The sequence below is a fragment of the Microvirga zambiensis WSM3693 genome (assembly GCF_016735695.1).
Classification (GTDB): domain Bacteria; phylum Pseudomonadota; class Alphaproteobacteria; order Rhizobiales; family Beijerinckiaceae; genus Microvirga; species Microvirga zambiensis.
In genome coordinates, this window is the sequence record NZ_JAERQD010000003.1 from 165,479 (window position 1) to 177,840 (window position 12,362).

At 63.7% G+C, this 12,362-nt stretch carries 15 protein-coding genes; 10 read left to right on the plus strand and 5 right to left on the minus strand.

Translation table 11 applies throughout. From position 1 onward, the window contains the following. The first annotated feature begins 100 nt into the window (after window positions 1-100). From JKL46_RS04245 to JKL46_RS04275, 7 genes are read left to right on the plus strand one after another with little or no spacing between them, the layout of a single operon-like run. Window positions 101-814 (plus strand): urease accessory protein UreD, encoded by a 714-nt coding sequence (locus JKL46_RS04245; protein ID WP_343074011.1) that lies wholly within the window; start codon window positions 101-103, stop codon window positions 812-814. Window positions 815-823: 9 nt separating this feature from the next. Next, the gene (locus tag JKL46_RS04250; protein ID WP_201830167.1) at window positions 824-1,444 is read left to right on the plus strand and encodes an urease subunit gamma; all 621 of its coding nucleotides are present in this window, start codon (window positions 824-826) and stop codon (window positions 1,442-1,444) included. Beyond that, window positions 1,444-3,171: an urease subunit alpha gene (gene ureC, locus JKL46_RS04255; protein ID WP_201830168.1), complete on the plus strand. Its 1,728-nt coding sequence runs from the start codon at window positions 1,444-1,446 to the stop codon at window positions 3,169-3,171. The genes JKL46_RS04250 and ureC overlap by 1 nt, the downstream gene beginning before the upstream one ends. 1 nt (window position 3,172) lies before the next feature. Then, window positions 3,173-3,646 (plus strand): urease accessory protein UreE, encoded by a 474-nt coding sequence (locus tag JKL46_RS04260; protein WP_201830169.1) that lies wholly within the window; start codon window positions 3,173-3,175, stop codon window positions 3,644-3,646. Then, window positions 3,627-4,340 carry an urease accessory protein UreF gene (locus JKL46_RS04265; RefSeq protein WP_246529135.1) on the plus strand — a complete coding sequence of 238 codons (714 nt, stop codon included), beginning with the start codon at window positions 3,627-3,629 and terminating at the stop codon, window positions 4,338-4,340. The genes JKL46_RS04260 and JKL46_RS04265 overlap by 20 nt, the downstream gene beginning before the upstream one ends. Further along, on the plus strand, window positions 4,337-4,960 hold the full coding sequence (ureG, locus tag JKL46_RS04270) for an urease accessory protein UreG (protein WP_201830170.1): 624 nt from the start codon (window positions 4,337-4,339) through the stop codon (window positions 4,958-4,960). Before JKL46_RS04265 ends, ureG begins: the two co-directional genes overlap by 4 nt. Window positions 4,961-4,972: 12 nt before the next feature. Then, window positions 4,973-5,542 (plus strand): HupE/UreJ family protein, encoded by a 570-nt coding sequence (locus tag JKL46_RS04275; RefSeq protein ID WP_201830171.1) that lies wholly within the window; start codon window positions 4,973-4,975, stop codon window positions 5,540-5,542. A 126-nt stretch (window positions 5,543-5,668) separates the two neighbouring features. On the opposite strand, the gene JKL46_RS04280 is transcribed toward JKL46_RS04275, so the two are convergent. Both JKL46_RS04280 and JKL46_RS04285 read right to left on the minus strand, forming a co-directional pair. After that, complete coding sequence (locus tag JKL46_RS04280; RefSeq protein ID WP_201830172.1) at window positions 5,669-6,319, minus strand: hypothetical protein; 651 nt, start codon at window positions 6,317-6,319, stop codon at window positions 5,669-5,671. A gap of 178 nt (window positions 6,320-6,497) precedes the next feature. Next, window positions 6,498-7,925 (minus strand): protein adenylyltransferase SelO, encoded by a 1,428-nt coding sequence (locus JKL46_RS04285; protein WP_201830173.1) that lies wholly within the window; start codon window positions 7,923-7,925, stop codon window positions 6,498-6,500. A 373-nt stretch (window positions 7,926-8,298) separates the two neighbouring features. Here JKL46_RS04285 and JKL46_RS04290 point away from each other — a divergent pair, with 373 nt between their 5' ends. Beyond that, entirely contained in the window at window positions 8,299-8,496 is a 198-nt protein-coding gene (locus JKL46_RS04290) for a hypothetical protein (RefSeq protein WP_201830174.1), read from the plus strand. A 201-nt stretch (window positions 8,497-8,697) separates the two neighbouring features. Then, window positions 8,698-9,072, plus strand: a complete 375-nt coding sequence (locus JKL46_RS04295; protein WP_201830175.1) for a hypothetical protein — start codon at window positions 8,698-8,700, stop codon at window positions 9,070-9,072. 111 nt (window positions 9,073-9,183) lie between these two features. On the opposite strand, the gene JKL46_RS04300 is transcribed toward JKL46_RS04295, so the two are convergent. Beyond that, complete coding sequence (locus JKL46_RS04300; protein ID WP_201830176.1) at window positions 9,184-10,569, minus strand: L,D-transpeptidase family protein; 1,386 nt, start codon at window positions 10,567-10,569, stop codon at window positions 9,184-9,186. Window positions 10,570-10,686: 117 nt separating this feature from the next. Here JKL46_RS04300 and JKL46_RS04305 point away from each other — a divergent pair, with 117 nt between their 5' ends. Further along, window positions 10,687-10,914, plus strand: a complete 228-nt coding sequence (locus JKL46_RS04305; RefSeq protein WP_201830177.1) for a hypothetical protein — start codon at window positions 10,687-10,689, stop codon at window positions 10,912-10,914. Window positions 10,915-10,917: 3 nt separating this feature from the next. Here JKL46_RS04305 and JKL46_RS04310 read toward each other — a convergent pair whose 3' ends face one another. After that, on the minus strand, window positions 10,918-11,463 hold the full coding sequence (locus JKL46_RS04310) for a histidine phosphatase family protein (RefSeq protein WP_343074012.1): 546 nt from the start codon (window positions 11,461-11,463) through the stop codon (window positions 10,918-10,920). Between the two features lie 74 nt (window positions 11,464-11,537). Beyond that, window positions 11,538-12,359, minus strand: a complete 822-nt coding sequence (locus JKL46_RS04315) for an alpha/beta hydrolase (protein ID WP_201830179.1) — start codon at window positions 12,357-12,359, stop codon at window positions 11,538-11,540. Window positions 12,360-12,362 lie beyond the last annotated feature (3 nt).

The window sequence follows — 12,362 nt, forward strand, 5'->3', positions numbered from 1 at the left end:
CCCGTCCCCACAACGCCAGCGAGCCGTCGGTCGTGTTGCATTCAGTGCAACGGAACTCGGCGGCCGCACGCGTCCGGCGCGCATCGAGGAGAGCGGATCCATGCGGATCAGGCTCCCGAAAGGCGAGGGGTTTGGGATCGACGCGGTTCTCGTCAACACGGCAGGCGGCATCGCCTGCGGCGATCGCTTCTCCGTGGAAATCGAGGCGCGTGCCGGTGCGTCGGTGACGGTTGCGACGCCGGCCGCCGAGAAGGTCTATCGCTCGGACGGTCCGGTTGCGGAATTGAACGTCAATTTAGCTCTGCACGACAATGCGCGGCTCGACTGGATTCCGCAGGAAACCATTCTGTTCGATCGGGCGCGTCTCCTGCGGCGGCTCGATGTCCGCATGCCGGAGACGGCGCATCTGACGCTGTTCGAAGCGGCCGTCTTCGGGCGTGAGGCGAGGGCGGAGCGGATCGAGGACGGCCTGTTCGAGGATCGCTGGCGCATCCGGCGCGGCGATCGACTCATCTATGCCGATACGCTGCGACTCGATGGGCCGATTGCCGATCTCCTTAGCAAACCGGTCGTCGGCAGAGGCGCGCGCGCCTTCGCGACCCTGATCCATGTGTCGCCGGATGCGGAAGCGCGACTTGATTCTCTGCGCGAAAGCCTTTCATCCATCGCCGGCTGCGATGCCGCGGCCAGCGCCTGGAACGGGCTTCTCGCCGTGCGCTTCTGCGCCGAGAGGATCGAAGTGCTTCGCAGAGCTGTCATTCCTTTCCTTGTCGCCTTTCGCGGCGAACCTCTGCCTCGCGTCTGGCTCAGCTAGGGTCGAACCATGCAACTCACACCTCGTGAAAAAGACAAGCTCCTGATCGCCATGGCGGCCATGGTCGCGCGCCGCCGGTTGGAACGCGGCGTGAAGCTCAACCATCCTGAGGCGATCGCGCTCATCACCGACACGGTCGTGGAGGGCGCGCGCGATGGGCGCTCCGTGGCCGAATTGATGGAGGCCGGCGCTCATGTGGTCACTGCCGACCAGGTGATGGAAGGCGTTGCGGAGATGATCCACGACGTGCAGGTGGAGGCGACCTTTCCCGATGGTACCAAGCTCGTCACCGTGCATCATCCCATCCGCGGCGCGGCCTCCAAGGACGTGCCCGGCGAGGTAATGGCGCAGGCGGGCGAGATCATCTTCAACGAAGGCGCCGAGCGCACCGTCCTCACGGTCGCCAACACAGGCGACCGGCCGATCCAGGTCGGCAGCCATTATCATTTCTTCGAGACCAATCCCGCTTTGTCGTTCGACCGGGAGAAAGCGCGCGGCATGCGGCTCGACATCGCGCCCGGTACGGCGGTGCGCTTCGAGCCCGGCTCCACGCGCGAGGTCGTGCTCGTGCCGCTTTCCGGCAAACGCGAGGTCTACGGGTTCCGCCAAGGCGTGATGGGAGCGCTCTGATGTCGAATGCAAGAAAGCCGGCCTCCCTTCCACGCTCCGGCTATGCGGACATGTTCGGTCCGACCAAAGGCGACAAGATCCGCCTCGCCGACACCGCCCTCGTGATCGAGGTGGAGAAGGATTTCACAATCTACGGCGAGGAGGTGAAGTTCGGCGGCGGCAAGGTGATCCGCGATGGCATGGGACAGGCGCAGACCACGCGGGCCGAAGGCGCCGTCGACACGGTCATCACCAATGCGGTCATTCTCGATCATTGGGGCATCGTGAAGGCCGATATCGGCATCAGGAGCGGGCGGATCGCGGGCATCGGCAAGGCCGGCAATCCGGACGTGCAGCCGAATGTCGACATCATCATCGGGCCTGGCACCGAGATCATCGCCGGCGAGGGCAAGATCATCACCGCCGGCGGCTTCGACTCGCATATCCACTTCATCTGCCCGCAGCAGATCGAAGAGGCGCTGATGTCGGGCATCACCACGATGCTCGGCGGAGGTACCGGCCCTGCGACCGGCACCTTCGCCACCACCTGCACGCCCGGCCCCTGGCACATCGCGCGCATGATCGAGGCGGCGGATGCGTTCCCGATGAACCTCGCATTCACCGGCAAGGGCAATGCCTCGAAGCCCGGTGCGCTCGAAGAGATGATCCAGGCCGGGGCCTGTGCACTCAAGCTGCACGAGGATTGGGGCACCACGCCAGCCGCCATCGATTGCTGCCTGTCGGTCGCGGATGCCTACGACATTCAGGTAATGATCCATACCGACACGCTCAACGAATCCGGCTTCGTGGAGGACACGATCGCGGCGTTCAAGGGCCGCACGATCCATGCCTTCCACACGGAAGGAGCAGGCGGCGGGCACGCGCCTGACATCATCAAGGTGGCGGGTCTGCCGAATGTTCTGCCGTCCTCCACCAACCCGACGCGGCCCTATACGGTGAACACGATCGACGAGCATCTCGACATGCTCATGGTCTGCCATCACCTTTCGCCATCGATCCCGGAGGACCTGGCCTTCGCCGAGAGCCGCATCCGCAAGGAAACCATCGCGGCCGAGGACATCCTGCACGACATCGGCGCGCTCTCGATGATGTCGTCCGACAGCCAGGCCATGGGGCGCGTGGGCGAGGTCATCATCCGCACCTGGCAGACGGCGCACAAGATGAAGGTGCAGCGCGGCGCACTGCCGGGCGAGACCGGCGGCAACGACAATTTCCGCGCCCGCCGCTATGTTGCGAAGTACACGATCAACCCGGCCATCGCGCACGGCGTGTCGAGACATATCGGCTCGGTCGAGGTCGGAAAGCTCGCGGATCTCGTCGTCTGGACGCCGGCCTTCTTCGGCGTGAAGCCCGATCTCATCGTCAAGGGCGGTGCCATCGCCGCGGCGATGATGGGCGATCCGAATGCCTCGATCCCGACACCGCAGCCGGTCCATTACCGTCCGATGTTCGGCGCCTATGGCAAGGCTCTCGCCTCCACATCGCTCACTTTCGTCTCGAAGGTGGCGACGGAGAACGGGCTTGCCGCGAAGCTCGGCGTTCGAAAGCCGCTCGTCGCCGTCGAGAACGTGCGCAGCGGCATCGGCAAGAAGGACATGATCCACAACGATGCCACGCCCGTGATCGAGGTCGATCCCGAGACCTATGACGTGCGCGCCGACGGCGAGCTGCTCGTCTGCGAGCCCGCAGAAGTTCTTCCCATGGCCCAACGCTATTTCCTGTTCTGACATGATCCGCGCCACATCCATCATTCGCCGTGAAGCCGTCGATCAGGACCGCATCGTCGATGTGATCACCCTCGACCATGGCGACCGACACCGCCGCCGCATCCTGCTCAACGCGGACGGCGGCACCGCCTTCCTCCTCGACCTCGACAAGGCCGATGTTCTCGAGGATGGCGATGCAGTCCTGCTCGACAGCGGCTGGCTCGTCGAGGTGAAGGCCGCACCTGAGCGCCTCGTCGAGATCAGGACCGACGATTCCCTCGATCTGTTGACGCTCGCCTGGCATATCGGCAACCGGCATGTGCCTGCTGAGATTACGCGCGAGGCGATCTACATCGGCTACGACCATGTGCTCGTCGACATGCTGGTCGGCCTCGGCGCCAGGGTTGAGATCGTCGAGCGCCCGTTCCGTCCCGTGCGTGGGGCCTACCACCATCACGAGCATGGAGGTCATCACCATGGACACGGTCATGGATGAGGCCGTGGCGAATCCACTGCTCAACGAGAGATCGTCCGCGATTCTGCCGCTCTTCGCATGGCTGTCGCCGTCCTATCCCGTCGGCTGCTATGCCTATTCGCACGCGCTCGAATGGGCGGTTGAGGCAGGCGATGTGACCGACGAGGCGACGCTAGTCGCCTGGCTCGCCGATCTGCTCAAGCTGGGTTTCGGGCGCAACGATGCCATTCTCCTGAGCCACGCCTATCACGCGGTTCAGGTGCGCGACAGGGCCGCTCTCGAAGAGGTCAACGAGCTGGCACTGGCGCTCTCGCCGTCGTCGGAGCTCTACCTCGAAACGAGCCAGCAGGGGCGCAGCTTTCTCGACGCGACGCTTGCAGCATGGCCATCGCCGCGCCTGATCGCACTTGAAGGCGATGTGGCCTTTCCCGTCGCAATCGGCATGGCTGCTGCGGCGCATGATATTCCGCTTGCGGTCACGTGCGAGGCCTACCTGTTCGGTCTCGTGCAGACGCTCGTCTCTGCCGCGATCCGCCTCGCTCCCATCGGTCAGACGGCCGGCATCCGCGTCTCTGCTGCGCTCGCCGGCACCGTGCGCGAGATCGCAGGGCAGGGGATGCAACTCACGCTCGACGATATCGGCGGCGCGACCTTCCGCGCCGATCTCGGCTCGTTCCATCACGAAAATCAGTATACGAGGCTCTTCCGCTCATGACTTCTCATACAGGACCACTTCGCGTCGGCATCGGCGGGCCGGTCGGGTCAGGCAAGACGGCGCTGATGGAAGCGCTCTGCAAGACCTTTCGCGAGCGTTACGACATCTGCGCCATCACCAACGACATCTACACCAAGGAGGATGCGCGCCTCCTGACGGTGGCAGGCGCTCTGCCGGTCGAGCGCATCATGGGCGTCGAGACCGGCGGCTGCCCGCACACGGCGATCCGCGAGGATGCTTCCATCAACCTCGCGGCCATTGCGACCATGCGCAAGCGCTTTCCTGCGCTCGACATCGTGCTCGTCGAATCCGGCGGCGACAATCTTGCCGCGACCTTCTCGCCCGAGCTCGCCGACCTGACGATCTATGTCATCGACGTGGCGGGTGGCGAGAAGATCCCGCGCAAAGGCGGCCCCGGCATCACGCGCTCCGATCTCCTCGTCGTCAACAAGATCGATCTCGCACCTCACGTGGGCGCCGATCTTGCGATCATGGAGGAGGACACGAAGCGCATGCGCGGCCAGCGCCCTTACGTGTTCAGCAACATCCGCGACGGCGTCGGCGTCGAGGCCATCGCACAATTCATCGAAAAGGCCGGCGGCCTGTCCGCGACTGCTTAAGGGGAGTCCATCATGTTCAAGCGCTCTATTTTCGTCGCGACGCTGCTGGCAGCGGCGACACCGGCCCTGGCCCATACGGGCATCCACACAGCGCCCGGATTCCTGGCGGGTTTCGCCCATCCCTTGACCGGCCTCGATCACACGCTTGCAATGGTCGGCGTCGGCCTGTTCGCCTCCTTTCTTGGCGGGCGGGCTTTGTGGGCAGTCCCGGCGAGCTTCGTGAGCATGATGCTTGTTGGCGGAATATTTGGGCTGTTGGGAATCGAGGTCCCCGCAGTCGAGTTCGGGATTGCCGCCTCCGTTGTCGCTCTCGGCGCCATCGTGTCGTTCGGCCTGCGCTGGCCGTTGGCCGCGGCAATGGCGCTGGTCGGAGGCTTTGCGATCTTTCACGGCTACGCGCATGGAGCGGAAATCCCGGCAGGGTCTGCGGCGACGCTCTATTGCCTCGGCTTTGCGCTTGCGAGCGCGATGCTGCATGGGCTTGGCATTGGTGTTGGCTTGATCTCGCTGCGCCATGAATATGCGCTTCGGATCACCGGAGCAGGTGTTGCTGCGGCAGGCGTCCTGCTGTTCTTCGTGTGACGCGCGTCGAGCGGATCGTCGTCATCGGTTCAGTGTCGGTGCCGCACTCGTGACTGCGATCTAAGCGAAAGCCCTTGGCTCCCTTCCGCAGCCAAGGACTTTCCTTCTTAAGGCGAACACCTGGCGTCAGCGTTTGCCGCCGCCATTTCCATTTCCATTTCCATTGCCGTTCCCATTCCCGTTCCCGTTGCCGCCGCCATTTCCAGCCGGACCATCCTGGTCGGTGCCGTCGCCGTTGTTGGATCCACCGGGATTGGATGCATCATTGCCGTCGTCGTCATTGCCGTGCCCGTTGTTGCCATGGCCTCCGGCATTGCCGTTGGCGGAACCGTTGCCCTGGCCGTTGCCGCCTCCGTTGCCGGCCGTGCCGCCGGAGCCTCCGGCTGCTCCCGTGCCGCTGTCAGCGACCGCGCCGCCGCGGCCCGCGCTCGCGCCGTTGTCGATGCTGCCGCCAGCCGAGCCGCTGCTGACGCCGCCCGCCGTTCCAGGCCCCGAACCAGGCGAAGCGCCGAGCGTGCCGCCAATCGAGCCGGTCGCCATGCTGTCCCGGTCCGCATCGGCGGGATTGTCCGTCCTGCGCAGGGCTTGTGGCCGAATGGCACAACGACAGGTCTCCTGACCCCGCACGATGCTAAGCCGGCAATTGTGGTAGAGGGATGGGTCTGCGACAGCGGGAACGCATTGCTGTCCAGGCATGACTGGCTGGGCATTGGCAGGCGTTCCAAGCGCGAGGACAATGGCGGCGCCGGACAAAGCAAGAGCGTATGAACGCAACATCGTGTTCACCTGTAGAGAGTCGATTGTTGATGATGAGCTGCGATGACAGCAGCTCGCACGGCTTAAAGACGCAGGTGTAGGAATAACGTTCCAATATGACGGCAAAATCTATTCTTGCCTGGCTTTGGAACTTCAGCGGTTTTCGAGGTTGACTCGCCGATCAAACTGAATGCTTGGTTCAGCTGTCGGCTGAGCCATAGGCCTCAGCCATGCCGCGAATATCGCCGAGCTTCGCCGAGAAAGCCGACCAGTCATCCTGTGCCACGATTGGCGCCCACAGCGCTTCCACTTCCTCGATCAGCATGGTGCAGGGTTTCTCCCGCGCGAAATAGGGGTGATCGAGCCGAATGCCCGGCTCCGGCTCGAATTCGCGCAAGGCCGCCAGGACCGGTTGAAACGAGGCGTCGTCATAGATCGCAGACGAGGAATTTTTCTTCGCGCGCTCCGCACTCAGCGCGCCGCCATACCAATCGAAGAAGGTTTGCTCGAAAGGCGCTTTGCTCTCGTGCAGGAACGTCCACACGGCTCTGGCCAATGCGCCGTCCTGCTCAAACCCCTTCGATCGCACCCCGAGGCGGCGTGCGATTGCTGCCGGAAATTCGCGATGAAGCGCCGGCTCGAATGCTGTCAGCGCGTGTTCCAGGCTGGGCTGCGGCGCGAGTGGAAGCAGGCATTCCGCGAGACGATAGAGATTCCACAAAAGCGCATCGGGCTGGCGGCCGAAGGCATAGAGGCTCGTCTCGTCGAAATAGGCGGCTGTGAATGCGGGATCGTAAGAGGGCAGGAAGCGCCAGGGGCCGTAATCGAAGCTTTCTCCCGTGATGTTGATGTTGTCGGTGTTGAGCACGCCATGCACGAAGCCGGCCACCATCCATTGCGCGCCCATTCGTGCGACGCGCCGGCACACCTCCTCCAGAAAGGCCACGGCGCGCGATGCCTCGTCGTCGCGCCAGATCTCCGGCATGTAGGTTTGGATCGCGTAATCGAGCAGCTTGCGGATGTTGTGGGGCTCGTTCAGGTAGAGAAAGCGCTGGAATGTTCCGATGCGAATGTGGGAGTGGCTGAGGCGCACGAGAACGGACGAGCGCGTCGGCGAGGGCTCGTCGCCGCGCTCGAGTTCTTCTCCAGTCTCTATCAGGCTGAAGGATTTCGACGTGTCGACGCCGAGCGCCTCGAGCATCTCGGTCGCCAACACCTCCCGCACGCCGCCCTTGAGAGTCAGGCGGCCATCCGCATGGCGCGACCATGGCGTCTGTCCGCTGCCCTTGGTGGCCAGATCGAGAAGCCTGCCGTTCGTTGCGTCGCGAACCTGTGCGAACAGGAAGCCGCGCCCATCACCCAGATGAGGATTGTAGCTGCGGAACTGATGGCCGTGATAGCGCAGGGCAAGCGGCTGTTCGAGGTTGTCGGGCAGGGGCGCGAAGCGGCCGAAATGCGCGATCCATTCCTCGTCGGTCAGCGAGCCGAGGCCGACCCGCTCAGCCGATCTTTGGTTGCGATGGCGCAGGATGTGATCGGGAAACCGGGCCGGTTGCACGATGTCGTAAAAGTCCGAACCGAGTTCCCGATGGCGCGTTTCGGCCCGATAGGCGGCGGAAGGGGGCATGTCGCTGGTCCTGTGAACTCGTGTTCAATTCCTGACCCCGACCGAATGTTCAGACGGAATGCGGCCGGTCAAGCGCAGGATCGGCTCACGATGCCTGCAGCATGCTCGCTTTGCCACGGATTGAACAAAATTGAGCTGCGACAACCGGGTTCCAATGTTGCGAAAACCGATGTTTTGGCGGCTCCGAACGCGGCTGTTCAAAAATAATTCATGGTGAAAGCTTTGCTAAAAACATCTGGATTTTCCTGAAGTTCGGTTCGGATGCTGAAGCGCACGGCCTCGTTGTCCCGGCGCATTCGAACGTTGGTCTATTGGCGGGCCTTGCGCGCTCCCCTAAGATCCCTTGTTAACGAAGCAAGCGGGAGGCGGGTCAATGGCATTCAAGGATGTGCTCAGCCTTTGCGGCCGTATCGGCCTGATCGTGACAGCGTTCGCGTTCGTTGCAGGAATCGTTGCCGGGCCAGTCCTTGAAAAAATCTGGTCGTCCCACCCGACCACCGTCACTCAAAACGATACGGTTCCCAGCCCTGTTCCGCCTGCCCCGCCAGTCCAGGCCAATGCCGGGGGCTAGAGCATCGGACCCAAAAGTGGACCCACTTTTGGGATCAAATCCGATGCTCCACTCTTAGGAGAGCGCATCGTTGAGTGCAGCAAGCCGGGTCCGCTTTTCTGCATGATGCGCTAGGCTAACGCCTTTTTAGAACTCTCCGGTTCATATCACGTCGTCGCCGGGACACGGCGGGAATGCGGCTCCTTTTCCGGGAAAGGCGCGATGAGCAGCGAGACACTTCTAAGGCAGGAAATCCGTCAATCCTTGGGTTTCGTGCGCAGCCTGATCGATCACTATTCCGGACTTTATGCGGGCGAGAACCTCACCCGTGACGTTCTGCTCATTTGCGACGAGATGACGGACACGGATGAGCCCGATGTACGGTTGAAGGAGGCACGGCGCGTCGTCGAGGAGCGGTGCAGGCAGTTGGCGCAGGCAACAGACCGCTTCGCCCAGCGCGATCCCGCCGTGATCGCAATATCGCGGGCCCAGGCCGTCGCAGCCATCGACCTGTTCCAGGATGCCGCCTTCGAATATCGCAAGACCCGCACCATCTTTCCCTCGTCCGGCCGGCTGCTGCGCAGGAAGAGCCTCTAAAGCTTCGGACCCAAAAGTGGACTTGCACTTTTGGGATGAATCCGATGCTCTCTCATTGAATGAGAGCATCGGTCCGTCCGATGCTCTAGCTTTTGATCGCTGCAGGTCGCGTCACAGACGCTTGGGTTTGATCGATGCCGTTGCCGGAACGTCGACCACCTGCGGCTCCGGCATCACATCGGTCTTCGGTGCATCAAGCCCATAGACGTCGTCGCGAAAATGCACTGCACCGTCCGCCGTCGCATAGCCGGTGAGATAGACCCACGCCACCGGGACCGGCTTATCGAGACGGATGTCCTGGCGTGCATTGCCCGCGATCGCCGCATCGATCCCGTCGCGGGTCCATTGGCCTGACGATCCGCTCGTGCCGCGCAGCAGCCATTCGGCGAAATCGCGGACATCGGCCACGCGTACGCAACCGGAGGAATGGAAGCGCGCATCCTGCGCGAAGAGCTGCTTTTTCGGCGTGTCGTGCATGTAGACTGCGTGCTTGTTCGGCATGTCGATGCGCATCTGGCCGAGCGAATTGATCGCGCCCGGATCCTGGCGCAGCGTGTAGTTCACCGCCTTCTCCGTCGACCAGTCGAGGGTCTTCGGATCGACCTCCTGGCCCTTCGCATCGAGAATGCGGATCTTCATCTTGTCGAGATAGGCGGGATCCTTGCGAACGTGGGGAATGATGTCTTTCTTGATGAGGGAGACGGGCACTGTCCAGGTCGGGTTGAGGTTGACGGCTGTGACGCGCGTCTCGACGACAGGCGAGGGACGGTCGACCTTGCCGACGATCGCGACGTAGCGGCGGGCCACTTCTCCGCGCTCCACCGCCTCGACGGCGGCGGATGGAATGTTCACCACCACGTAGCGGTCGCCGAAGGCGAAGGTGGAACCGGCGAGCCGCTGTGCGGAAGCTGTGAGCTGGCGGTGGCGGGTGAGGGCGGGAACGTTGATCGCCTCCAGCGTTCTGGCGCGCACGGCGCCGGATTCCGGCAGGCCGTGCCGGGCCTGAAACCTTTTGACAGCGCCTGCAAGCTCGGCATCGAAAAGCATGCTGGAGGCGGCATTCGTGGAGAGGTCGCCTTCACGCGCGAGGCGCTGTCGGAGCAAGGCCACGAGCGGCCCCTTGTCGCCCGTCTTCAGGACCGTGCCGGACGGCAGCGAGGGCCATCCTCCGGACTCTGCCAGGCGCTTATAAGTCCATGCCGCCCGCATGGTATTGATGAAGGTGGCTGCATCGAGGGTCGGGCGGGAATCCTGCGAGATCGACACGGCCGGTGGCGGCGTGGGAGGAGTTTGCTCCGACTTCGTCTGATCCGAGGCTGCAGCTTTCTGTCGCACGGCCGGTGCCGCCGGCGGCGCGGCTACGGGTTCGGCTACCGCCTGTGCCGGCTTGCCGGCGGCCGCAGGTTCGGCCGGAGCGGCGGTGCCAGGAGCGCCCCAGAGGGTAAAGCTTGAGAGCAGGGCCCATCCGAGGAGGCGTTGTGCATTCCGATACGTCATCCACAGACTATGCGAGAGGATGGTTTATAAAGTGCTGCAACGCTTCGATCACGGTCCGGGTGAACGGAAGCCGGGAATGGGAATTAGTACTAAAACAAACCCGATTGCGAGGAGCCCATGACGTCCGAGGAAATCAAGGAACTGAACGCCGCCCGTGAAAACCTCGTGAAGCGGCGCAGGGAGATGGCGCGGCAGATTTCCGGCGCTCCGCTCCCGTCCGTCGAGATGGCCGAGGAGCTGACGAAGATCCTGATGGCCATCGAGGCCCTGGACCGGACCCTCAACGAGGCCGGCCACCCTTATATGAGCCAGGGCGTGGTCGAACAGCTGCGCGCCGGAGCCTGATGCTTACGGGCGGACTCTGCCGACAAGATCGAAACCCGATCCGGCCTTCGGTTTCAGCACCAGAGCTTCGCCTTCCTCGGGAAAGATGCCGGTCAGAGCGGTGATATTGACCTGATGTGTCACCAGCACAAGCACGCCCGGTGACCGCCATGCCTCGATGCGCTCACGGACGGCCCGGGTCTGAGCCTCCTCGCGCTCTCGTCCGACAAAGAACGAGTCGAGGGGTGGGAATGGCTCGGTCAGCCCCCGGAAGGCGAGGCGCGCGGTATCGAGGGCACGGCACCAGCGGCTCGAGAGCACCTGCTCGACCGGAACTTGCCGGATTCTGAATTGCTCCCCTATGGTTTCGGCCTGCCGTCGCCCCTCCGCCGAGAGAGTGCGCTGGGTCGAGCAATCCTCGAGCCGGAATTGCGGCGGGTCCCCCGTTCCCGGGGCACGGGCATGCCGGAAGAGGGCAACGGTATCGCCGTCACGCAAGGCTTGCCAGGCCGCTTCGGAAGCAAGGAGAGCTTGCGGCCAGATGGCCGCAAGCAGAAACAGAAATGCCACCGCAATCGGCATGAGACACCAGTTGGTTGTCAGCGACGCAACGTGAGACCGGGATCTCTGTTCCCGCCGGACGATCAGGCCTTCGCTGCAAGCTCGACGACGATATCGACGAGCGGATCGCCAGGATCGGCCAAACCCGCGATGACATCGAAATGATGCGCTCTCGGAACCTCGTGATACCGGGTCGCGATCCCCGCCTTGCCCCAGCGTTCGACGATGGCCCGGGATTGACGCAGAAACTCCCCGCTCTCCGCGCCGCCGACGACAGCGACGAGTTGCCCTGTCTCCGGCGGTGTCCATTCCAGCGGACTCAGGCGCCGGGCCTCCTCGATCGTGAGGCCGAGCGCCTTGTTGATCGAGGTCGGAACAAGCGGCGGCAGGTCGAACAGGCCGGAGATCGGCATGGCGGCGCGCACCGGCATCGCTCGAGGCTCAGGGCGGGCCATCAGGCAGGCAGCGAGATGCCCGCCGGCCGAATGTCCGGTCGCGACCAGCGGGCGGCCTGTGCGCCGCATGAGGAAGTCGGCGGCCGACTCCATCTCGGCGACGATCTCCGCCAGTGTCGCCGCAGGTGCCAGCGTGTAGTTCGGGATCGCGACCGTGAAGCCGCGCTCATTGGCACCGCGGGCCAGATGACTGAAAAAGGACTTGTCGAGCGCCTGCCAGTAGCCGCCATGGATGTACAGCACGATCGGACCGCCAGCGTCGCCCGTCCGAGGGTAGAAGAGGTCGAGGCGGTGACGCTCGCCCGGTCCATAGGCGAGATCGAATTCGCCGGCCGCATGGTCCCGATAGGCCGCCGCATCCCGCTGCCAGCCCGCGATATGAGCCGGATGCTCCGGCACGCGGGCCCGGTTGTTGTACTCGGCTTCGAGATCGCGTTCTTCCGCTGCCATCGC

Coding starts and splice junctions, on each gene's coding strand:
- JKL46_RS04290 (WP_201830174.1), top strand. CDS start 8,299: ATGGCATTCAAGGATGTGCTCAGCCTTTGCGGCCGTATCGGCCTGATC.
- JKL46_RS04275 (WP_201830171.1), top strand. CDS start 4,973: ATGTTCAAGCGCTCTATTTTCGTCGCGACGCTGCTGGCAGCGGCGACA.
- ureC (WP_201830168.1), top strand. CDS start 1,444: ATGTCGAATGCAAGAAAGCCGGCCTCCCTTCCACGCTCCGGCTATGCG.
- JKL46_RS04305 (WP_201830177.1), top strand. CDS start 10,687: ATGACGTCCGAGGAAATCAAGGAACTGAACGCCGCCCGTGAAAACCTC.
- JKL46_RS04265 (WP_246529135.1), top strand. CDS start 3,627: ATGGACACGGTCATGGATGAGGCCGTGGCGAATCCACTGCTCAACGAG.
- JKL46_RS04315 (WP_201830179.1), bottom strand. CDS start 12,359: ATGGCAGCGGAAGAACGCGATCTCGAAGCCGAGTACAACAACCGGGCC.
- ureG (WP_201830170.1), top strand. CDS start 4,337: ATGACTTCTCATACAGGACCACTTCGCGTCGGCATCGGCGGGCCGGTC.
- JKL46_RS04295 (WP_201830175.1), top strand. CDS start 8,698: ATGAGCAGCGAGACACTTCTAAGGCAGGAAATCCGTCAATCCTTGGGT.
- JKL46_RS04260 (WP_201830169.1), top strand. CDS start 3,173: ATGATCCGCGCCACATCCATCATTCGCCGTGAAGCCGTCGATCAGGAC.
- JKL46_RS04300 (WP_201830176.1), bottom strand. CDS start 10,569: ATGACGTATCGGAATGCACAACGCCTCCTCGGATGGGCCCTGCTCTCA.
- JKL46_RS04245 (WP_343074011.1), top strand. CDS start 101: ATGCGGATCAGGCTCCCGAAAGGCGAGGGGTTTGGGATCGACGCGGTT.
- JKL46_RS04285 (WP_201830173.1), bottom strand. CDS start 7,925: ATGCCCCCTTCCGCCGCCTATCGGGCCGAAACGCGCCATCGGGAACTC.
- JKL46_RS04250 (WP_201830167.1), top strand. CDS start 824: ATGCAACTCACACCTCGTGAAAAAGACAAGCTCCTGATCGCCATGGCG.
- JKL46_RS04280 (WP_201830172.1), bottom strand. CDS start 6,319: ATGTTGCGTTCATACGCTCTTGCTTTGTCCGGCGCCGCCATTGTCCTC.